General features: G+C 51.0%; 21 protein-coding genes and 1 pseudogene. 21 read left to right on the forward strand and 1 reads right to left on the reverse strand.

Annotated features, from left to right (window positions below; all coding sequences use genetic code 11):
* The 17 genes and pseudogenes from H8S55_RS12670 to H8S55_RS12750 form a co-directional block, all read left to right on the forward strand.
* Positions 1-708, forward strand: a 708-nt coding sequence (locus H8S55_RS12670; protein WP_186879235.1) for a recombinase zinc beta ribbon domain-containing protein, incomplete at its 5' end; no start/stop codon positions are given.
* 90 nt (positions 709-798) lie between these two features.
* Positions 799-879: pseudogene (locus tag H8S55_RS12675) on the forward strand (Maff2 family mobile element protein); the annotation flags it as partial.
* A gap of 11 nt (positions 880-890) precedes the next feature.
* Positions 891-1,757 carry a VirB6/TrbL-like conjugal transfer protein, CD1112 family gene (locus H8S55_RS12680; RefSeq protein WP_186879236.1) on the forward strand — a complete coding sequence of 289 codons (867 nt, stop codon included), beginning with the start codon at positions 891-893 and terminating at the stop codon, positions 1,755-1,757.
* A gap of 15 nt (positions 1,758-1,772) precedes the next feature.
* Positions 1,773-2,504, forward strand: coding sequence for a septation protein SpoVG family protein (locus H8S55_RS12685; RefSeq protein ID WP_186879237.1), 732 nt, complete (start codon positions 1,773-1,775; stop codon positions 2,502-2,504).
* The gene (locus H8S55_RS12690; protein ID WP_021738873.1) at positions 2,494-3,273 is read left to right on the forward strand and encodes a DNA-methyltransferase; all 780 of its coding nucleotides are present in this window, start codon (positions 2,494-2,496) and stop codon (positions 3,271-3,273) included. The genes H8S55_RS12685 and H8S55_RS12690 overlap by 11 nt, the downstream gene beginning before the upstream one ends.
* A 17-nt stretch (positions 3,274-3,290) precedes the next feature.
* Complete coding sequence (locus tag H8S55_RS12695) at positions 3,291-3,845, forward strand: MT-A70 family methyltransferase (protein WP_118685249.1); 555 nt, start codon at positions 3,291-3,293, stop codon at positions 3,843-3,845.
* Between the two features lie 3 nt (positions 3,846-3,848).
* Positions 3,849-4,238, forward strand: coding sequence for a PrgI family protein (locus H8S55_RS12700; RefSeq protein ID WP_015563852.1), 390 nt, complete (start codon positions 3,849-3,851; stop codon positions 4,236-4,238).
* Complete coding sequence (locus H8S55_RS12705) at positions 4,195-6,555, forward strand: VirB4-like conjugal transfer ATPase, CD1110 family (protein ID WP_186879238.1); 2,361 nt, start codon at positions 4,195-4,197, stop codon at positions 6,553-6,555. The genes H8S55_RS12700 and H8S55_RS12705 overlap by 44 nt, the downstream gene beginning before the upstream one ends.
* Positions 6,536-8,254: a C40 family peptidase gene (locus H8S55_RS12710; RefSeq protein ID WP_186879239.1), complete on the forward strand. Its 1,719-nt coding sequence runs from the start codon at positions 6,536-6,538 to the stop codon at positions 8,252-8,254. The genes H8S55_RS12705 and H8S55_RS12710 overlap by 20 nt, the downstream gene beginning before the upstream one ends.
* Positions 8,255-8,268: 14 nt before the next feature.
* Complete coding sequence (locus H8S55_RS12715) at positions 8,269-8,520, forward strand: DUF4315 family protein (protein WP_186879240.1); 252 nt, start codon at positions 8,269-8,271, stop codon at positions 8,518-8,520.
* A gap of 2 nt (positions 8,521-8,522) precedes the next feature.
* A complete protein-coding gene (locus H8S55_RS12720) occupies positions 8,523-9,272 on the forward strand; it encodes a DUF4366 domain-containing protein (protein WP_186879241.1) in 750 nt (249 codons plus the stop codon).
* A 177-nt stretch (positions 9,273-9,449) separates the two neighbouring features.
* A complete protein-coding gene (locus H8S55_RS12725; RefSeq protein ID WP_186879242.1) occupies positions 9,450-9,803 on the forward strand; it encodes a cysteine-rich VLP domain-containing protein in 354 nt (117 codons plus the stop codon).
* 179 nt (positions 9,804-9,982) lie between these two features.
* Positions 9,983-10,942 carry a DUF8626 domain-containing protein gene (locus H8S55_RS12730; RefSeq protein WP_097786405.1) on the forward strand — a complete coding sequence of 320 codons (960 nt, stop codon included), beginning with the start codon at positions 9,983-9,985 and terminating at the stop codon, positions 10,940-10,942.
* A 13-nt stretch (positions 10,943-10,955) separates the two neighbouring features.
* The gene (locus H8S55_RS12735) at positions 10,956-11,540 is read left to right on the forward strand and encodes a defense against restriction DarA-related protein (protein ID WP_186879243.1); all 585 of its coding nucleotides are present in this window, start codon (positions 10,956-10,958) and stop codon (positions 11,538-11,540) included.
* 12 nt (positions 11,541-11,552) lie between these two features.
* Positions 11,553-11,717, forward strand: coding sequence for a hypothetical protein (locus tag H8S55_RS12740; protein ID WP_172749917.1), 165 nt, complete (start codon positions 11,553-11,555; stop codon positions 11,715-11,717).
* Positions 11,714-12,061, forward strand: coding sequence for a plasmid mobilization protein (locus tag H8S55_RS12745; protein ID WP_186879244.1), 348 nt, complete (start codon positions 11,714-11,716; stop codon positions 12,059-12,061). Before H8S55_RS12740 ends, H8S55_RS12745 begins: the two co-directional genes overlap by 4 nt.
* 158 nt (positions 12,062-12,219) lie before the next feature.
* Positions 12,220-13,566: a relaxase/mobilization nuclease domain-containing protein gene (locus H8S55_RS12750; protein WP_186879245.1), complete on the forward strand. Its 1,347-nt coding sequence runs from the start codon at positions 12,220-12,222 to the stop codon at positions 13,564-13,566.
* 201 nt (positions 13,567-13,767) lie between these two features.
* On the opposite strand, the gene H8S55_RS12755 is transcribed toward H8S55_RS12750, so the two are convergent.
* Positions 13,768-14,127, reverse strand: coding sequence for a helix-turn-helix domain-containing protein (locus H8S55_RS12755; RefSeq protein ID WP_054754179.1), 360 nt, complete (start codon positions 14,125-14,127; stop codon positions 13,768-13,770).
* Positions 14,128-14,373: 246 nt separating this feature from the next.
* Between H8S55_RS12755 and H8S55_RS12760 the strand changes: the two genes are divergently transcribed.
* From H8S55_RS12760 to H8S55_RS12775, 4 genes are all read left to right on the forward strand, one after another.
* Positions 14,374-15,057: a response regulator transcription factor gene (locus H8S55_RS12760; RefSeq protein WP_117461330.1), complete on the forward strand. Its 684-nt coding sequence runs from the start codon at positions 14,374-14,376 to the stop codon at positions 15,055-15,057.
* Entirely contained in the window at positions 15,054-16,085 is a 1,032-nt protein-coding gene (locus H8S55_RS12765) for a sensor histidine kinase (RefSeq protein WP_117461331.1), read from the forward strand. Before H8S55_RS12760 ends, H8S55_RS12765 begins: the two co-directional genes overlap by 4 nt.
* A gap of 141 nt (positions 16,086-16,226) precedes the next feature.
* Positions 16,227-16,892 carry an ABC transporter ATP-binding protein gene (locus H8S55_RS12770; RefSeq protein WP_005335790.1) on the forward strand — a complete coding sequence of 222 codons (666 nt, stop codon included), beginning with the start codon at positions 16,227-16,229 and terminating at the stop codon, positions 16,890-16,892.
* A 15-nt stretch (positions 16,893-16,907) separates the two neighbouring features.
* Positions 16,908-19,418: an ABC transporter permease gene (locus H8S55_RS12775; RefSeq protein WP_186879246.1), complete on the forward strand. Its 2,511-nt coding sequence runs from the start codon at positions 16,908-16,910 to the stop codon at positions 19,416-19,418.
* Positions 19,419-19,628 lie beyond the last annotated feature (210 nt).

Raw genomic sequence — 19,628 nt, forward strand, 5'->3', positions numbered from 1 at the left:
CGCCAGCGTCCGGGGCAGACCAATGAAATCAGCCTGTTTGCCGGACTGATAAAATGCGGCGAGTGTGGGAAGTCGCTGACGATACGCTACACAAACGCAAAACATCCCCAGCAGATTTATTCCTGCAAGACCTACAATGCCTTTGGAAAGAACCACTGCACCCAGCACCGGATTGACTATGACACCCTTTGCAGCCATGTGCTGCGGAAAATCAGGGAATGCGCCAGAGCTGCCCTGATGGACGGGGAAGCGGTTGCCGACCGCCTGACCAATACCTGTGAAACCGAGCAGCGGGAACAGCGGGAAGCAATGGAACGCTCCCTCACAAGGGACGAGGAACGGATTGAGGTTCTGGACAAAATGGTCATGCGGCTTTATGAGGATATGATTGCAGGGCGTATCAGTGAGCAGAATTTCAACACCATGCTGGAAAAGACACAGACCGAGCAGACGGAGCTTAAAACAAAAGTGTCCGAGGGCAGAAAGCGGCTGTCCGATGAAGTCCAGCTTGCCAATGACGCAAAACAATGGGTGGAAGCCATTCAGGAATACGCCAACATCACAGAGCTGGACGCAGCCACCCTCAACCGCTTAATCAAAGAAATCGTCGTGCATGAGCGCATTGACGAAGATAAAACAAGACACATTTCTATCGAAATTCATTTTAATCTCAAACCCATCCCGGAGGTGGAACAGGTCACTGCCTGACCTGTCCCGCCGGGACGGTTCTCTTAAAAACACCATATAGATTTTTTGTACGCCGCCGCCCGCCATCGAGCAGAGTTTTACACCTAATTGGGGATAAAACAGCTCATGGCGGGCGGCGGCATCATCCTCATTGGCACCACACTGATCCCTCTGCTGTCTGGCCTGTTTTAAGGTAGGCGCTTATGGATTTTCTCACCGACTGGCTCACAAACTGGCTCAAAGAGCTTCTGATTGGCGGGATCATGGGAAACCTCGAAGGTCTTTTTGATACCGTCAATACCCAGGTCGGAGAGATTGCGGCACAGGTAGGGACTACCCCGGCGGCGTGGCACGCCGGGGTTTTCTCCCTGATCCGACAGCTTTCCGAAACGGTGATCCTGCCGATTGCCGGAATGGTGCTGACCTTTGTTGCCACTTATGAGCTCATACAGATGCTTTTGGAAAAGAACAATATGCACGAGGTTGACGTTGCGAACCTCTATAAATGGATGTTCAAAACAGCCTGTGCAATCTTAATCCTGTCAAATACATTCAATATCGTCATGGCTGTGTTCGATGTGTCGCAGAGCGTTATCGCGCAGGCAGGCGGGCTCATTCAAGGCTCCACCGATATTTCGGCGGATATGCTTGCCGAACTGGAAACCTCGCTGGAGGCGATGGACTTGGGGCCGCTTTTGGGGCTTTGGCTGCAGTCTGCGCTCATTGGATTTACGATGAAGGCGATGGGGATTATCATTTTCGTTTTGGTGTATGGCAGGATGCTGGAAATCTATCTGCTGACCAGTCTGGCCCCCATCCCCGTTGCTACGCTTTCCAACCGGGAGCTTGGCGGCGCCGGGCAGAACTACATCAAGTCCCTGTTTGCCGTGGGCTTTCAAGGGCTGTTGATCCTTGTATGTGTTGCAATTTACGCAGTGCTCATTCAAGGCATCGCAACAGGCGGCGATCCCATTGGGGCGATTTGGGGAACTGTGGGCTACACGGTTCTGCTTTGCTTCATGCTCTTTAAGACCGGGAGCATTGCCCAGCGTATCTTTGGCGCTCATTAACAGGAGGAGGTGCTTATGCCGAGAAGATACGGGGCGGATGGAACGCGCTTATGGAATGGAAAAACGCCGGAGGAGTTTACTGAGGCAGACGTTTACCGCTTTATGGCGGAAACGGAGGCCGTCCTGCAAAGAAAAGAGCTGATGGACGACCCCGCCCAGCCTGCTCCGGCAAGCGGAAAGGAGGAATTTTATCTGAGTAAGAACGACGATGTATTGCTGACCTCGGAGCAGATTGCTGCGGAGGAGCGGCGCTGGCTATTTGATGCTCCCATCGCGGAGCTTGCAGAAGTCAAGGGCGTTAGTATTGATGAGGCGGTAAAAATGCGGACGGATGCCGTCTTGCAAGAGGCGGTTGTTCCGATCACAGTATCTGTCCGCCCGATTGAGCCGCAGGGTAAACTGATCGGCTTCGCCAGCGTCAACTTTGGCGGTGTGGTCATCGACGATTTTAAGGTTGTGGATGGGAAAAACGGGATTTTCCTCGGTGCTCCCTCTAAGCCCGATCCTGCCAGCCGGACGGGATACCGGGCTACGGTTCGGATTCCTGACCGTGCCATACAGGAACGGATCAATGCGGCTGGTGTGGAGGCGTATCATGCGGCGGTGGAACAGCTTGTTGCACGGGCCCAGGCGGTACGGCCTGCCCCGATCAAGGAGCAGATGGCCGAGGCCGCGAAACAAGCTGGAAAAGAAAACGCTGCCCGGCCTGCGCCTGCCAAGGCAAAGGAGGCCCGTAATGACCGATAGCCGCACTTTGGGACAAAGTGTCCCGAAGGAGGGCTTGTTTCTCATGGATGGCATTGAGGGCCTGCGCTCCCTGCCCAAACATAGCGTGGATATGCTGTTGACTGATCCGCCTTACGGCACAACCCGGAATTATTGGGATGTGCCCCTGCCGCTCCCGGAGCTGTGGGAGGCGGTGAAATGGGCGGTCAAGCCGAATGGCGCAGTGCTGTTTTTCGCACAGTGCCCCTTTGACAAGGTGCTGGGCGCATCCAACCTCGCCATGCTCCGCTATGAGTGGATTTGGTACAAAGAGCGCGGAACGGGCTTTCTCAATGCAAACCGGGCTCCACTGAAGAAGTCCGAGAACATCTTGGTGTTTTACCAAAAGTCCCCGGTCTACAATCCACAGTTTACTTACGGCAAGCCATATACCCGTGTTCATTCCCGAAGCGGTACAAGCTCTAACTATGGGAAATTTGAACGGCAGGGCTCAGAGTCCAACGATGGCCGCCGCTATCCCGGAAATGTGCTTTTTGTGCCTACGGTGTCCGGCGGCATCCATCCCACACAGAAGCCCGTGGAGCTTTGTGAGTACCTGATCCGCACCTACACCCGCCCCGGCGAATTGGTCGCGGACATTTGCGCGGGCTCCGGCACAACCGCGATTGCAGCTATCAACACAGAACGTCGCTTTGTATGCTTTGAAACGGCCCCGGCCTTTTATGCCGCAGCCAGTGAGCGTATTCGTGCGGCGCAGGCAGTAAAAAGTTCTGGCGAGAAAGGAGTGTAATTATCCAGCAGTATTCTATCATTTACGCCGATCCCCCTTGGCGCTACTCGGCTAAGAAAGTACAGGGCGCGGCGGAAAACCATTATCCCACTATGAGCATTGAGGAGTTATGTGCGTTGCCTGTGGCTGATCTTGCAGCCCCGGACAGCGCACTCTTTTTATGGGCCACTTTCCCGCAGCTCCCGGAGGCGCTCCGGCTGATCGAGGCTTGGGGCTTCAACTATAAATCCGTTGCTTTCGTCTGGCTGAAAAAGAACAAGAAGGCGGATAGCTGGTTTTACGGCCTTGGCTTCTGGACAAGAGGCAATGCAGAAATTTGCCTGCTGGCAACCAAGGGCCACCCGAAGCGGCAGGCAGCCAACATCCATCAATTTATCGTTTCCCCGATTGAAGCCCACAGCAAAAAGCCGGACGAGGCCCGCGACAAAATTATTTCCCTGATGGGCGATCTGCCCCGCGTGGAGCTCTTTGCCAGGCAGACCCCGCCCGGCTGGGCTGTATGGGGAAATGAAGTAACACCAACCATCCCGGACTTTGGGACACATTGTCCCGAAGTGCAGAAAGGAGTGTAATCTATGCCCTATGTAAACGTACCAAACGATTTATCCAAAATCAAAACAAAAATGGCTTTCAACCTCACCAAACGCCAGCTTGTCTGCTTCGGCAGCGCGGGCGCAGTGGGGATTCCGGCCTATCTGCTGACCCGTGGCACCCTCGGCAATACCGGGGCGATGTTTCTCATGCTGGGAATTATGCTCCCGGCGTTCCTGCTGGCCATGTATGAAAAGGACGGCTTACCCTTTGAAAAGGTGGTGCGGAATATCATCCGGGCCAAGTTTCTAAGGCCGGGGATCAGGGCCTACCGAACCGAAAACATTTATGCGCCCTTTGCCGGGCCGGGCGCTGGAAAGGAGGATGTGATTGAAAAACACAAAGAAGAAAAACGGAGCCGCCGCCAAGGGTAAAGGCCGGGCGACCCTGTCTGCTCAGCAGACAATCCCGTATCTGTCTATGCACCCGGACGGTGTGTGCAAGCTCCCGGGCGGGCTCTATACAAAAACCGTGGAATATGAGGACATCAATTACTCCGTGGCATCCACCGAGGATCAGACCGCCATATTCAGCGGATGGAGCTCATTCCTCAACTACTTTGACAGTTCGCTGCCGTTCCAGCTTTCCTTTATCAACCGCCGTTCTCATTCCCGCAGCCGCTATCAGGTCAATATCCCAAAAGCGGATGACAACTATAACAGCGTCCGGGACGAGTTTACCGGGATGCTGAAAAATCAGATTGCCAAAAGCAATAACGGCATTGAACGCTCAAAATACATCACCTTTGGCATACCCGCCGAGGGGATTGCGGAGGCACGGCCCCGTCTGGAGCGTGTGGAGGCCGATGTCATGGGAAACTTTAAGCGACTGGGCGTTCCCTCGGAGCCGATGGACGGACGGGCCCGCCTTGCGCTGCTTCATAGCCAGATGCACCCGGGGAGCCGTGAGGCGTTCCGCTTTTCGTGGAAAGACATCTCGCAGACCGGGCTCGGCACAAAAGACTTTATTGCCCCGGACAGTCTCGACTTCCGCCAGTCCCGCACATTCCGCATCGGCCAGTATTGGGGCGCGGTGTCCTACTTACAGATTATGGCATCGGAGCTTTCGGATAAGTTGTTGGCGGAAATCTTGGAGCTGGATGCGGAAATGACCGTGACCATGCACATTCAGACCGTGGATCAGCTCAAGGCAATTAAGACCATCAAGGGGAAAATCTCGGACATCGGAAAAATGAAAGTGGAGGAACAGAGAAAGGCTGTGCGCTCCGGCTATGACCCGGATATTCTTCCCCCTGACCTGATCACATTCAGCAAGGACGCAGCGGAGCTTTTGGTTGATTTGCAATCCCGCAATGAGCGAATGTTTCTGCTGACCTTTACGGTGGTAAACCTTGCCCCTACTCGCCAGCGGCTGGAAAACGATGTGTTTACCGTGGGCGGTATCGTGCAGAAATACAACTGCGCTCTGCGCCGTCTGGACTGGCAACAGGAACAGGGCTTTGTTTCCTCGTTGGCCCTTGGTTACAACGAGGTAGAAATCCAGCGCGGTATGACAACCAGCTCCACAGCCATCTTTATTCCTTTTATGACAAGGGAGCTCCGCATGGCTGGGCAGGCCCTCTACTATGGCATGAACGCACTCTCTCACAATGTCATCATGGCTGACCGCAAAAAGCTGAAGTCGGCAAACGGGATGTATTTGGGTTCTACGGGCTCCGGCAAGAGCTTTGCCGCAAAGCGCGAGCTTTTGAATGTGTTTCTCACCATCCCGCAGGATCGGATCATTGTGGTTGACCCGATGGGCGAATATGCGCCGCTGGTGCGAAGGCTGGGCGGTCAGGTGATCGAGATTGCCCCGGACAGTCCGCACCACCTCAATCCGATGGATGTGGAGCTCAATATGGCTGCCGGAGAAAGCCCACTTTCCATGAAGGCGGATTTTCTTTTGTCCCTGTGCGAGCTGGTGGTCGGCGGCAAGGAAGGCTTGCAGCCCATTGAAAAGACGGTCATTGACCGCTGTGTGCGTTTGGTGTACCGGGAGCAGGCGCTCGGATTGGAAACCGCAAAAACACCGCTGTTGCAGGATTTGTATGAGGAGCTTTTACGCCAGCCGGAGCCCGAGGCCCGGCGCGTGGCAACTGCCTTAGAGCTTTATTGCACAGGCTCCCTCAATCTCTTTAACCATCCTACCAACGTCAAGACGGACAGCCGTGTGGTGTGCATCGTTCTGAAAAACATGGGCGAAAATCTTAGAAAGATTGCAATGCACATCACAAACGAGTTTGTTTCGCAGGCGGTGGATCAGAACTTCCACGAGGGTGCGGCGACTTGGTGCTACTTTGACGAGTTTCATATCCTGCTCCGCGATCCGCTGACAGCCAGCTACTTTGTGGCAGTCTGGAAAATGCTGCGTAAAAAAGGATGTGTGCCGTCTGCTTTGACGCAGAACGTCAAAGACCTTTTGGCCAGCCGGGAAATCGAGAACATTCTGGACAACACGGATTTTATGATTCTGCTTTCACAGGCGCAGAGTGACCGTACCATTCTGGCAAAACAGCTCGGTATTTCCGAGCATCAGCTTTCCTATATCACACACAGCAATTCCGGTGAGGGACTGTTGTTCTATGGAAATGTGACCATCCCGTTTGTGGATCGGTTCCCTCGCGGAGAAATCTATGACCTGCTGACTACCCGCCCGGAGGATATAAAGAATGAAACGAAAAACGAATAAGGCCAAGGAGGAGGCTTGGTCGCAGACCGCCCACACCCCTAACGGGGAGCAGCCCGGGCCGGAGGCTTCCGACACTTCGGGACAAAGTGTCCCAAAGTCCAAGTTCCGCAAAAAGAGCCAGCAGGAACAGGCTGCGGCGGCAAAGCTCCGTATGGAGTCCCAAGGCGAAAAGCTGGAACAGGCCCGGGAGAAGCTGGCAAAACAAAAGCCGCCGAAAAAGCCCGGCCCGGTAAAACGCATAGGCCGTGTTGCCAGTGGTTCCGTTCACAGCTTCGTGCATGGCAAGATTTTTGAAGTGGAACAGGAAAATGTCGGCACAGAAGGCGCACACCGTTCTGAGCTTGTGGGAGAAACCGCGCTGCGGCACGGCTCCCGCTTTGTGCGCCGTAAAGTCCGGGAACATCCGGCAAAAGTGGTACGCAAGGCCGAGGCCCGCTATACCAAGTACACGGCGGACTACCATTTTCACACCGCCGCACAGGAGCACCCGGAGCTGACGAAAAATGCCCTTACCCGCTACTGGCAGAAGCAACGGCTTCGCAGGCAATACCGCAAGCAGGCAAAGGAGGCTGCAAAGCAGGGCGCGGCTGCGGCTGGGAAAACTGCCACAGCCACAGAACGCCTGACCGCCCGGGCAGTGGAATTTGTCAAAAGTCATCCCGCAGGTGCCGTGATTGCGGTGCTCTGTGTGTTACTCCTGTTTGCTATGCAGTCCTGTTCCTCTACCATGCTTATGCTGGGGAACGCCGGGGCCGGTGCATTAGGAGCCAGCACCTATCCTTGCGAGGATCGTGATATGCTGGCCGCCGAAGCCGCCTATTGTGCGCTGGAAGATGATTTACAGCATTATCTGGACACCTATGAAAGCACCCATGACTATGACGAATACCACTTCGATCTGGACGAAATCGAACATGATCCCTATGTGCTGCTTTCTCTTTTGTGTGCGCTCCATGAGGGGCAATGGACAATAGACGAAGTACAGGGAACGCTGCAAATGCTGTTTGACCGCCAGTACATTCTCACGGAGGATGTGGTGGTGGAAACCCGGTATCGCACAGAAACCGACACATGGACGGACGAGGACGGCAACTCCCATACGGACACCTATCAGGTGCCTTACGATTATTACATCTGTACGGTCACGTTGGAAAATTTTGATTTGTCCCATGTACCTGTGTACGTTATGGGCGAGGAGCAGCTTTCCCGATATGCCATCTATATGGCAACGCTGGGGAACCGCCCTGATCTGTTCCCGGATTCTCCCTATGTGAACAAGTATATTACCGGGAAACCCGGTGATTACGAAGTGCCCGGAGAATATCTGGACGATGAAACCTTTGCCGCGATGCTTGCCGAAGCACAGAAATATATCGGCTATCCCTATGTGTGGGGCGGCAGTTCTCCTGCCACTTCCTTTGATTGCTCGGGGTACGTTTCGTGGGTCATCAATCACTCCGGCTGGAATGTGGGCAGGCTGGGAGCCCAGGGGCTCTATAACATCTGTACGCCAACAAGCTCTCCCAAACCCGGTGATTTGGTTTTCTTCAAAGGCACCTATGACACGCCGGGCGTGAGCCATTGCGGGATTTATGTCGGTGACGGGAAAATGCTGCATTGCGGAGATCCCATCGGCTACGCAAACTTGAATACAAGCTACTGGCAATCTCATTTTTACGCCTACGGGCGTTTACCGTGACAGGAGGTTTTGAAATGGCAACTACCAAAAGCATGAAAATTCAGGCCGAGATTGATAAGGTCAAGGCTAAAATCAGTGAACAGCAGGCCCGGCTCAAGGAGCTGGAGCAGAAAAAGCTGGAGGCAGAAAACAGTGAGATCGTGGACATTGTGCGCGGTATGAGCATCTCCCTTACGGAGCTCCCGCTGCTGTTTGAAAAGCTGAAGGACGGAGGTACTTTGGTACAAAGTGTCCCGAAGTTCGAAGAAGAAAAGGAGGAAAACTGAATATGAAACACTTTCGTATGTTGGCGGCGGGGCTTTGCTCCGCCGTTCTTTTATGCGGCTTTGCAATCCCGGCCTATGCCTATTCGGACGGCGGGAATGAGGAACCGCCTGTTGTGGAAGAAACTCCGGCCCCGGAGCCAGCACCTACCATTACCCCGGGCGAGGGCTTTTCGGAGGATGGAAACCTTGTGACCCGCGATCTGCTCTACGATGCCGCAACCAACAAACAGTTCATCACGGTGGAAACCAGCGGCGGCAACACCTTTTACATTGTCATTGACTATGACAAGCCTGTGGACGAGGACGGCGAACAGTATCACACCTACTTTTTGAACATGGTGGATGAAGCCGATCTGCTGGCGGCACTGGAGGCCGCTGGCGGAGAACTTCCGGCCTGCTCCTGCACAGAAAAATGTGCGCCCGGAGCCATCCATACGGATTGCGAGGTCTGCGCGGTCAACATGACCGAGTGTGCTGGCACAGCTCCCGAACCCGCTCCGGTGACGGAACCTGCGGAGGAGCCGGAATCCGAGCCCCAGCAGAAAAGTAATACCGGGACGCTTCTGCTGATTTTGGCAGTGGCTGTTCTGGGTGGCGGTGCAGGCTGGTACTTCAAAATTTACCGCCCGAAGCATGAAAAAGCTGCTGTACCCGAAGAAGATTACAGTGAGGAACTGGCTGATTATGACGATCCCGAGGACGATGGGCCACCTTGGGACGAGGACGATACCGAAAGCGAGGATAATGAATGAGATTTACAAATAACCCCTATGAGGGATTTATGAAAGAAAAAAGCTACTTTAAGGGTGTGCCGCCCAGCCTGCCGCCGAAGGGCTCCCGTTGTGACGGCTGCCCTTACTGGCGCGGGATTGGCTGCGTGTTCTGCTACCAGGAGCAACTCAAACCACCGGGCAACGGGAGGTGATGCTGTGGACCGAGAACTGACCCGGACAGAAAAAGCAGCAATCCGCAGGCTGGTATCAAAATGGTGTGCCAACTATGACCGGGACTGCGGCTGCCTGCCGCTGGATTGCGAGTGCTATATGTTTGGAAAATGCTGGACAGGGGCTTATTGCCGCTACTTCCGCGAGGCAGTTCTGCCCCTTGATCCGGCGCTGGAGGCTGCGTTGCTGACAGAGGGGCCAAGGCCGGATTTCAAGGCTTGCCCGGTATGTGGCAGAGCCGTGGCTCCTGATGGACGGCAAACCTATTGTTCGGCGGCCTGTGCAAAGGCGGCACACCGCAAACAGCAGCGGGAATATATGCGGAAAAAACGTGGCTGATGTGTTGACAATTAGACCATCACAAATCCGCTTGTAGCAAGGCTTTTTAAGGCCCTTTTCTGCGGGAGACGTATGTTTCTACGTCTGGCCCTGTTTCCGTGAGATGCTGTCAACATTTTAGCTGCCAGGGCTTTGGGACAATTTGTCCCAAAGTTCCGGCTTTTGTGGAAGGAGGTACTATGCCGAAATATTATCCGATCAATGAAGAAGCCGCAAAGCGGGCAAAAGATATGAACAGCTTTTCTGACTATCAGCCGGGCTCCGCTACGGCGGGCTACCGGGCAATGGTCGATGAAGCGTATGCAGCGGCGGAACGCCAGAAAGCGCGTGTCGATCCCATGTACCATGATAAGATTGACGCGCTGGTGGATCGCTATGCACGGAAACTTGCGGAAAATCTGAATGAACGCAATGTGATTGATGCCCGTGTGCCCTCTATTCTGATCTCCGGGGGCGGTAATTTCCCTGTGGCAAAAAAGCACAAGCAGAACGCCGCCCGGGATCGCAACTATGGAGAGTATGCGGAGATTTCAAAGCTGCTTGATAAAATCCGCTCTGTTGGTATGGGCGGGATCAGCGCAGACGATGATCTGGCCGTGGAAAAGCTGACAAAAAAGCTGGAGGGGCTGGAGTCCCAGCAGGCCACCATGAAGGCGGTCAATGCGTATTTTCGGAAACACAAAACGCTGGACGGCTGCCCGGAGCTTACGCCGGAGCAGGCAGAAAAGCTCAAAGCAGATATGGCGCAGTCATGGCACTTGGATAAAAGCAAGCCGTATCCCGCCTATCTGCTTTCCAACAACAACGCCAACATCCGCCGTGTGCGCCAACGCATTGAGGAACTGAGCAGCCGCTCCGAGTTTGCTGGCTGGACATTCCCCGGAGGCGAGGCCAAAATCAACGAGGCTGAAAACCGTTTGCAGCTTATTTTTGAGGAAAAGCCCGATGCCGATCAGCGGCAGGAACTGAAAAGCAACGGCTTTAAGTGGGCTCCCAGCCAAGGGGCATGGCAGCGGCAGCTTAACCAGAACGCCATCCGTGCTGCGGCCCGGATAGACTTTTTGCGGCCCGAGGACGGTACAAGCCCCTATCAGCTCCAGCCATTTGTGAAAAGAGAAAACAAAGAAATGTCTCGATGATGGGAGGTGTACTATGGACAAAAATCAAGGCTATTCGATTTTGAAGGCTGTTATGCTGGAAAATGGACGTGGATTTGCATTGGGCGAACATCCCACCGCGCCATCCCGCTATGTCACATGGGCCTGCTATGATGACAAGGACGGCCAGCGGCAGTACGAATGGGGCCACTATGGAAATGACCGCACCGCAATGGAACAGGATTTTACAGACCGGGTGCAGGACTATCAGCGTATTTATAACGTGGGGATCAGGCAGACCGAGGCTCCCGGCCTTTACAAGTATTATTCGACCCAGCGGCCTGTGGACATCGGGACATTCCCGAAGCCGCCTTATAACAAGCCGGATGAAATCTTCAATTACGATCAGCGCGTCCCGGTGGAAAATGGCTCGTTCTTGGCTTGGGGCTATCTTACCTATACCCGCCCGCTAACGGAAAAACAGGCATCCGACTATGAGCTGCGTCCTGCGCCTGATAATCCCGACAGGCCCCGTCCGATTGCCGAGCAGATGAAAAACGCGGCAAAGTTGGCGGAGGCAGATCGCGGCTCGGAGGCTCCGGCTTCCCAGCGCAGGCAGCCTGACCGTGGCGATAGATAAGGAGGTGCGTATATGGAAAAGAAACGTGAACAGGAATTGTCTGTACTGGAGGTGCTGCGCCTGCACCGTGAATTTCATTTGCCGCGCCCTGTTCCGGTAGACGAACAGGAAAAGCCGCTGGATAAAGTAAAGGAGCCGCCCCGCGCCTGCCGCAGCCGGGAGCGTGAGGAGCGATGACAAAGAAACGCCGCCGTCCGATCCATCTTCATGTGATGGTGTCGGAGGCGGAGCGGGCCCTGATTCAAGAACGTATGGCGGAGGCTGGCATCCGTAACATGGGAGCCTATATGCGGAAAATGGCCCTGAGTGGGTATGTGCTTCATGTTGACCTTTCGCCTGTTCGTGAGCTGGTTTCGCTCCAGCGGCGATGCTCCAACAATCTGAACCAAGTGGCAATTCAAGCCAACACCTACGGCGCAATTTATCCCGAAGAACTTGCGGCCTTGCAGCGGGACTATGCCGCGTTGTGGGGGCCGCTGTCTGATCTCTTGAAACAGCTCTCCGCTCTGGTAGAGCTCTGACCCATCCGGGGAGTGGTTGATACCGCTCCCCGGCTTTTTCTACTTCGGGACAAAGTGTCCCAAAGTAAAAATACTATTTGCCGGAAGGAGGGATTTCTACGGCGACCACCTACATCCGCCCTTATAAAACAGCGGCGGGAAAAAGTGCAATTCAAACGATGGAGGATCGTTTTACCTATGGCCTGAACCCGGAAAAGCTGGGAGCCGTATCTTCCTATCTCTGCGATCCGAACACGGCTCCCGCCGAGTTTCTTCTGGTAAAAAGTCAATACCTTGCAGAGACAGGCCGGGCCGTATCTCGCGGGGCACTGTTCTTTCAGATCCGGCAGGCGTTTCTGCCCGGGGAGGTTACGGCGGAAGAAGCAAACCGTATTGGTTATGAAACGGCGATGCGCTGGACAAAGGGAAAGTATCAGTTCTTCGTCTGTACGCATACCGACAAGGCCCATATCCACAATCACATTTATTTCAATGCGACGGCCTTTGACCGCTCCCGGAAATTTCATAATTTCATTGGTTCGTCCTTTGCCCTGCGGCGGCTCTCTGACCGCGTGTGCATCGAACATGAATTGTCTGTTATCCAAAATCCGTGCCAGCACAGCAAGGGCCGTTTTCTCCACTACGGCCAGTGGATCGGTGAAAAGCCGCCCTCTGTCAAGCAGCGGGTACGGCTGGCTATTCTCGCCTCTTTGGAGAAAAAGCCCACAGACTTCGCCGACTTTCTTCGTCTCATGGAGGAGTCCGGCTTTGCGGTAAAACAGGGCCGCGGCGGTGTCATCTCATTCCTTGCGCCCGGGCAGGAAAAACCGACCCGGCTCCGGGCTTCTACACTTGGAACCGGATTTGACCCAGAGGACATCAAGGCGGTAATTGCCGGGGAACGTCCGCTCCCTGAACTGCCAGAGGAGCCCACGGTTCCGCCACGGCGAGTCAATCTCATCATCGACATTCAAGAGCGTATGGCCCAAGGCAAGGGCCCGGCCTATGAACGATGGGCCAAGGTCTACAACCTAAAACAAATGGCCGCCGCGCTCCAGTATTTGCAGGAGCATCATCTGACAGACTATGCGGCACTGACGGCCAGCACCGAGGCTGCGGTGGATCACGTTCACAAGCTGTCTGACGAGCTCCGCACAACGGAGGAGGCTCTTTCCAAAACCTCGGAGCTGATGGCTGCCACGGTGGACTATGCCAAGACTCGCCCGGTGTTTGATGGATACAAAGCTGCGCGGTACAGCAAAAAGTATCTGGCCCAGCACGAAGCGGAGCTTGCCACTTACCGGGCGGCAAAGGATACTATGAACACCATACTGAACGGCGCAAAACTCCCTAAGATTGAAGCACTAAAAAAATCCCGCCGTGAGCTGGCAGGACAGAAAAAAGAGCTTTATGCAGAATATCGGGAGGCCCAGCGGCAAATGCGGGAGGCCGTGGCAATAAAAGCGAACATTGATCATCTGCTCGGCATAACGGACGAGCGTGAGAATAAGGCCCAGGAACGATAGTGACGGGCCGCAGACTACGGTGCAGCGCACCGGGACTTTGGGACAATTTGTCCCGAAGTACAGCGGGTTTGGGGAGCTCCCCAACAAGCATTTTTGCGGGCCCTGCGGCCAGCAAAAATTTCGGAGTGTGGCCACACCCGAATTGCTTGCCAAAACGCGCAACCCGCAACATGGCGCAAAAAACGGAGGTTACGCTTTCTTTTACGTTTCCTCCGTTTCTTTCGATGCTTTCATCGCTTGGATTGTAGCTTCAACGATTTTCAATTCTCTTTCGTCCAAGGCGTTCAACATGGCATCAATCCGCTTCCTGCACTCGCTCCCGCTATTCTGGGACGGGTAAAAGTATTGATCCACCGATATATCAAACATTGTAACCATCTGATAAAAGGTGTTGAAGCTTGGATGCTGACCATCATTTTCATTATACATAATGGTACGCGGAGCGCGGTCAACAATATAGGCCAGTTGTTCCTGTGTCATGCCGCTGGCTTCTCTTGCACGCTTGATGGCGAGCCCTATATCGTGAAAATCAAAGCGTCTTTCATCTCGTTCTATCTTCATAACATCACCTGATATGATTTTACATTTCATGTGATATTATTTGAACGACTTTGTATTTCATACTACTGACTATTTAATTTCACATACGCAAAATTGATGATCGCGGAAATGTGAGGTACAATATACCTATAACTTTGGGACAATTTGTCCCGAAGATCAGAGGTTGGTATCTAAAATAAAATCAGAAATATTGTGAGGTTTCTGTGACATTTGGGTGCTATACTGAAAATGAAGGAGTGTGATACCATGCGAATTTTAGTAGTCGAGGATGATCGGCTTTTGAATAATACTTTATGCTATAACTTGAATACTGCGGGCTATACGGTTGATTCTGCACTGACAAAATCAGTGGCCAGTAGTTTCTTGACAAAGCAGGACTATGACCTGATTGTGCTGGATGTAAATTTGCCGGACGGGAACGGTTTTGACTTCTGCCGGGAAATAAAAGAGCGTCGCCCTGATACCGTTATTATTTTTCTGACCGCAAATGATATGGAAAGCGATATGCTCAAAGGGTATGAACTGGGCGCAGAGGATTATGTGACAAAACCTTTCCCTATGAGCGTCTTTCAAAAGAAATTAGCGGTAGTGCTGGGTAGGCTGACAAAACAATATGGTGGTGATACTTATGAGGATGGCACACTGACCATCAATTTTTCAGAAATGAGTGCTACTCTATCAGGAAAGCCACTTACATTCACCCCACTGGAATATCGACTTTTGAAAATCCTGATGAAAAATCCGCAGATTGTTTTGACCCGGCAAGTCTTGTTGGAAAAGCTGTGGGACGCAGACGGAAATTTTGTGGATGAACACGCTCTGACTGCGGCGATCAGCCGGGTACGAAACAAAATCGAAACACCTGACCGTCAGTATATCAAAACGGTATATGGTATGGGCTATATGTGGATCGGAGGAGTGCTGAAATGAATGTGCGAAAACTTTCCGTCAACAAAGCCTGTATCTTTTTTGCTGTTCTCCTGCTGGTGGCAATGGGGACGGTTTCAGCAGCTTTGTATGGGCTGACCCAAAATATAACCGCTGTCTGGTATGTATTATTGTTCGGCATTTTTGTGCTGGTTTGCGCTGTTTGTTTTATGGTGCTGGTTCGCCGCAAACTGGCAATGTTCTCCGATGCTTTTTGCAGTTTAATGGATGATATGTTATCCGGGAATATGCAGCCGAAACAGACTGTGGAAGAAGAAAGTCTTTTCTATAAAATTGAATATCGGCTGAACCGTTTATATGAAGTCATGCAGGAAAACAAGAACGGCATTGCACAAGAACGGGCTGACCTGCAAGAACTGATTTCCGACATCTCCCATCAGGTCAAGACCCCGATTGCGAACTTGAAAATGATTAACAGCACTCTGCTTGAAAATGAAGTCCCTGTGCAAAAACAAAAAGAGTTTCTAACGGCACAGGCCAGCCAGCTTGATAAACTGGATTTTCTCATGCAGGCTATGATTAAAACCTCTCGTTTGGAAACAGGTGTTATTTCTCTGGAAAAGAAAAGCCAGCCGCTTTATGACACGCTTGCCGCCGCATTGGGAGGTATTCTTCTGAACGCCGAGAAAAAACAGATCAATGTTCAAGTGGACTGCCCGGAGAACTTGGTCGTTTCCCATGACAGAAAATGGACAAGCGAAGCACTGTTCAATATTTTGGACAATGCAGTGAAATATACGCCGGAGGGCGGTCAAATCCGTGTTTCGGTTGAAAGTTGGGAAATGTATGTGAAAATCGACATTGCAGATACAGGCATTGGCATTTCAGAACAGCATCAGGGAGCAATTTTCAAGCGTTTCTATCGAGAGGACATCGTACATGATGTAGATGGAATTGGTATTGGTCTATATCTGGCTCGTGAGATCGTAACCTTGCAAGGCGGTTATATCCGGGTAACATCCGAGGTTGGGAGGGGTTCAACTTTTTCCGTCTTTCTGCCTCGACAATAAAATAAGTACGCTAAAAAACAAAATGTCACAGGCCTATGACATTTGAGATTTAATTAAACAGAGGTATTTTGTTTCCCGTGACATTTCTGTGAGGTTTACCTTTTATGATAGAGCCATCAAAAAGAAAGGGTGGTGTTCTATATGAACATATTACAAACGACAGATTTGAAGAAATATTACGGCACCGAACCGAACATTACAAAAGCATTGGATGGCGTGACCCTATCCATTGAGGAAGGTGAATTTGTTGCCATTGTTGGTACTTCCGGCAGCGGTAAGTCTACTTTGCTGAACATGATGGGCGGGTTAGATACGCCAACTTCCGGCAGTATTAAAGTAAAAGGGAAAGAATTATCGAAACTCAAGGATGAACAGCTTACCATCTTCCGCAGACGTAACATCGGGTTTATCTTTCAGAATTACAATCTTGTTCCTGTGCTGAATGTCTATGAAAATATTGTCCTGCCGGTGGAGCTGGATGGTGATACCGTGGACAAGCGGTTTATGGATGAAGTCGTGAAAATGTTGGCTCTCGATGGGAAGCTGAACAGTATGCCTAACAATCTGTCCGGCGGCCAGCAGCAGCGTGTAGCGATTGCCCGCGCCCTTGTTTCCAAACCAGCTATTATACTTGCAGATGAACCGACAGGCAATTTGGATAGCCGGACAAGTAGTGATGTTCTTGGTTTGCTGAAAGTTACAAGTCAGAAGTTCCATCAAACGCTTGTAATGATTACCCATAACAATGAAATTGCCCAGCTTGCCGACCGAATTATCCGTATTGAGGACGGAAAAATCGCACAGTGACAGGGGGTGACATTGATGGATGATATTTTATTTGGGAACAATAACCAGGCAACAATCAATCGTCTTGCCAAAAGAAGCTACCGCGCTAATAAGCAGAGAAATGTTTTCGTTACCATCGCATTATTCTTGACCGCCTTTATGATTACATCTGTATTTAGTTTGGGGTGCAGTTATTTTGAAACCTATCAAATGCAGCAAATTCGTGCGATGGGCACGACTGCGGATGTGGCAATTACAAGCCTCTCAGAAGAACAATATGAAGAATTGAGCCGATCCAGCTTGGTATCCGTAGTTGGTGTCAGTCAGAGATTGGGCAGCATTGATACATCTGGAATGGACGATGCCCTGCTGAGTATTACTTGGATAGACGAAACAGAATGGCAAGAACACCGTGTACCAACAATTTCGGATATACACGGAGATTATCCGCAAGCAAAAAATGAAATTATGCTCCCTACATGGGCTTTGCGTGCAATGGGGATTGATGATCCACAGATAGGGATGAATATTTCCCTTTCCTATCAACTCGGAACAGATTATCAATATATCTCCGATGAATTTGTTTTGTCGGGCTATTACACAGATTATTCGGCTTCACGTGCAGGCAACCGTGGTGCCGCTTATGTTTCGGAGCTTTTTGCAACACAAACAGGGCTTCCCTTTGATAGTGTGTCTACCGCAATGATTTCTTTTTCTGATGACAGTAATGCCCTGCGATCCTGTGAAAAACTAAAACGGAAGATTTCGTTTACAGAAAGTCAGTCCTTTGAAATTGTACCTATTGCTCAGAGCAATTCCACCACCATTGTTCTTCCACTGGCTGCTATTATCGTCTTTATCATTATCAGCGGCTATTTGCTGATTTATAACATTCTGTATATCTCAATTTCAAGAGATACACAATTCTATGGACAGCTTAAAACGATAGGCACGACAAAAAGACAAATCAAGCGGATCGTGCGTTCTCAAATATTCAGAACGGCGGTGATCGGTATTCCCAGCGGCCTGATTGTCGGTGGTATTGTTTCGCTTGGACTTGTTCCGTTTGCCATGAATATGATGTACTCAAGCGATACAGACCTTGGGGAGATAGTGTCCTTTTCCCCCATTATTTTTGCGGGTGCCGCAATCTTCACATTTTTTACTGCAATCATCGGCAGCATGAAACCAGCGAAAATAGCTGCAAGTATTTCTCCTGTTGCGGCTTCACGCTATACGGAGGCAAATACAAGGAGTTACCGAGATCATAAGAGCCATAGAACAAAATTATCTCGGATGGCACGAGATAATATTTTTAGAAACCCTAAAAGCGCTTTCCTTACTTTTGCGTCCTTATTTTTAGGCTTAATATTGTTTTTGGTTTCTGCTGGTCTACTATCAAGCCTAAGTCCCGACAATTTTGTAAATCAATGGGGAGAAAGTGATTTCGCATTGACTTACAGCATTTCCGAAGAAGGAAACCTGCTCTCTAATGAAATGTTGCAGCAAATTGAAACAATGCAGGGAATTGAAAATCTGCGCGTCACTTATTCTGCTTCACCGTGGCCCACTATGGATGTCATTTACGACGAAAATGTATTCGGGAAATATATTGATTCCTTGGATGGCGTATCAGGTCTTGATTTTTCAAATGCGGAAACACGAAAAAACTATACAGATAATTTTTGGAGCGGCGTTTACGGAATAGATTCCAGATATATCGAAGAACTTAATAAAACGCTTGATAAGCCTATTGACTTAACCGCCTTTGAAAAGGGAGAGTTGGTGGTTTTGTCCGCTATGACGGATGATGAGGGAAACCTATTGATTCAGCCAGGGCAAGCAATCACCGTTGTCGGTGAGTCCGGGGAACAGGTCTTTACAGTGGCAACTGGCTTTCTGGACGCTGATTTTCAGAATGGTCGAGGAAATGAGAGAGGTACTGCCCCTGATTTGTATATCAGTGAGCAGGCAATAGAGAAGTTGTCTGGAGAAACCAAAATTTTTCGGATTGCTTTTGATACGATTGATAGCAGTTATGACAAAGGGATTATGGAGCAGCTTCAATCCATTACTGCTTCGTCACCGGGCATTACGATTCTGTCACGATATGAAAAGCAGCAAGAAATGGCCGGATATTTGCTGACCTCAAGGATTATAGCCGCAGGGTTGTCCGCTGTATTTTTGCTGATAGGAATTATGAATTTCATTAACACAATGGTTGTTAGTGTAAATACTCGGAAACATGAATTTGCAACACTTGAAAGTATAGGAATGACGAAAAAGCAAATTAGAAATGTATTGCTTTGGGAAGGCGGGTATTATTGGAGTATTTCTTTCCTACTGCTTGCCACACTGGGAACAGCGATATATATTCCAATATACTCAGCCTTTAGAAGAATGGTTCCTTATGCAGCTTTTCACTATCCTGTAATTTCTCTGTTGGTTGTCGCAGCTATTGTTTTGCTGGTCTGCTTGGCAACCCCCGTCATAACTTTCATGCAAAATGTTAAGCAAAGCGTTGTAGAGAGACTGCGGCAGAATTAAATATTTGCGATGAAAACCGGGAGATTATTCTCCCGGTTTTTCAAATCTCACAGGTTCGTGAGATTTCAGCCCATTATTCTGTCGAAACAGCGTGTGTCAGTGACATTTCTGTGAGGATTGCTTGTTAAGATAAGCGCAAAAGGAACAAGCTGCCGCACGACGGCAAAAGAAAAAAAGCCGTCGTACAGCAGCCTATCAACACGCCCATTT

Origin of the sequence: Flintibacter faecis (assembly GCF_014287875.1) — a bacterium.
GTDB classification, from domain to species: domain Bacteria; phylum Bacillota; class Clostridia; order Oscillospirales; family Oscillospiraceae; genus Lawsonibacter; species Lawsonibacter faecis_A.

Bases quoted from the DNA above. Each gene is read 5' to 3' on its own strand.
- H8S55_RS12680 (WP_186879236.1), top strand. From the start codon at position 891: ATGGATTTTCTCACCGACTGGCTCACAAACTGGCTCAAAGAGCTTCTG.
- H8S55_RS12720 (WP_186879241.1), top strand. From the start codon at position 8,523: ATGAAACACTTTCGTATGTTGGCGGCGGGGCTTTGCTCCGCCGTTCTT.
- H8S55_RS12770 (WP_005335790.1), top strand. From the start codon at position 16,227: ATGAACATATTACAAACGACAGATTTGAAGAAATATTACGGCACCGAA.
- H8S55_RS12740 (WP_172749917.1), top strand. From the start codon at position 11,553: ATGGAAAAGAAACGTGAACAGGAATTGTCTGTACTGGAGGTGCTGCGC.
- H8S55_RS12685 (WP_186879237.1), top strand. From the start codon at position 1,773: ATGCCGAGAAGATACGGGGCGGATGGAACGCGCTTATGGAATGGAAAA.
- H8S55_RS12760 (WP_117461330.1), top strand. From the start codon at position 14,374: ATGCGAATTTTAGTAGTCGAGGATGATCGGCTTTTGAATAATACTTTA.
- H8S55_RS12755 (WP_054754179.1), bottom strand. From the start codon at position 14,127: ATGAAGATAGAACGAGATGAAAGACGCTTTGATTTTCACGATATAGGG.
- H8S55_RS12710 (WP_186879239.1), top strand. From the start codon at position 6,536: ATGAAACGAAAAACGAATAAGGCCAAGGAGGAGGCTTGGTCGCAGACC.
- H8S55_RS12750 (WP_186879245.1), top strand. From the start codon at position 12,220: ATGGAGGATCGTTTTACCTATGGCCTGAACCCGGAAAAGCTGGGAGCC.
- H8S55_RS12735 (WP_186879243.1), top strand. From the start codon at position 10,956: ATGGACAAAAATCAAGGCTATTCGATTTTGAAGGCTGTTATGCTGGAA.
- H8S55_RS12745 (WP_186879244.1), top strand. From the start codon at position 11,714: ATGACAAAGAAACGCCGCCGTCCGATCCATCTTCATGTGATGGTGTCG.
- H8S55_RS12700 (WP_015563852.1), top strand. From the start codon at position 3,849: ATGCCCTATGTAAACGTACCAAACGATTTATCCAAAATCAAAACAAAA.
- H8S55_RS12715 (WP_186879240.1), top strand. From the start codon at position 8,269: ATGGCAACTACCAAAAGCATGAAAATTCAGGCCGAGATTGATAAGGTC.
- H8S55_RS12690 (WP_021738873.1), top strand. From the start codon at position 2,494: ATGACCGATAGCCGCACTTTGGGACAAAGTGTCCCGAAGGAGGGCTTG.
- H8S55_RS12765 (WP_117461331.1), top strand. From the start codon at position 15,054: ATGAATGTGCGAAAACTTTCCGTCAACAAAGCCTGTATCTTTTTTGCT.
- H8S55_RS12730 (WP_097786405.1), top strand. From the start codon at position 9,983: ATGCCGAAATATTATCCGATCAATGAAGAAGCCGCAAAGCGGGCAAAA.
- H8S55_RS12775 (WP_186879246.1), top strand. From the start codon at position 16,908: ATGGATGATATTTTATTTGGGAACAATAACCAGGCAACAATCAATCGT.